Raw genomic sequence first — 645 nt, forward strand, 5'->3', positions numbered from 1 at the left:
TCTCCCTCCCGCCCCCTCAGGCGTCGAAGCGGCTCCGGGACGCCTCGATGTCGCCGAGGTAGCGGTGGGTCCAGTCGCACATCGCATCGACCGTCGCCCGCAGGGCCCGCCCCGGCTCGGTGAGCGTGTACTCGACGCGCGGCGGCACCGTGGGGTGCACCTCCCGGTCGACCAGGCCGTTGCGCTCCAGCATCCGCAGGTTCTGGGTGAGCATCTTGTGGCTCACGCCCTCGACGTCGTCGCGCAGCTCGCTGAAGCGGCGGGTGCGCTCACCGAGCGCCTCGATGATCAGCAGCGCCCACTTGTTGGCGATGTCCGAGAAGATCTCGCGGGCCAGCGAGTCCGCGCGCCGCAGATCCGCGGCCTCCTCGGACGTGCCCTCGTACTGCTTGGTCACCATCAGGTTCCCCTGTCACCAAAAAGTGCGTTCTTCCTTGTCAGCGGCCACTCTCCTATGGTGCCCCAGTAACCACAAGAGAGCACGAAGGCCCTTCCCTATGCCCGTCCCTCAGGAGGAGACAGCATGGCCATCACCCTGGTGAACCCCGCTGGACTGCCCGAGACCGGTGTCTACCACCACGTCTCCGTGGCCTCCGGCTCCCGGCTCGTCCACCTCGCCGGACAGGTCGCCTGGGACGCCGACGG

Annotated in this window: 1 protein-coding gene and 1 pseudogene; one reads left to right on the forward strand and one right to left on the reverse strand. The window is 68.4% G+C overall.

The window, feature by feature from the left end:
• Positions 1 to 16: 16 nt before the first annotated feature.
• On the reverse strand, positions 17 to 400 hold the full coding sequence (locus tag AOK15_RS36450; protein WP_055522809.1) for a winged helix-turn-helix transcriptional regulator: 384 nt from the start codon (positions 398 to 400) through the stop codon (positions 17 to 19).
• Between the two features lie 123 nt (positions 401 to 523).
• On the opposite strand from AOK15_RS36450, the pseudogene AOK15_RS48945 reads away from it, so the two are divergent.
• Positions 524 to 645, forward strand: a pseudogene (locus tag AOK15_RS48945) (RidA family protein); the annotation flags it as partial.

It is taken from the genome of Streptomyces ossamyceticus (genome assembly GCF_001418475.1).
In the GTDB taxonomy this organism is placed as follows: domain Bacteria; phylum Actinomycetota; class Actinomycetes; order Streptomycetales; family Streptomycetaceae; genus Streptomyces; species Streptomyces ossamyceticus.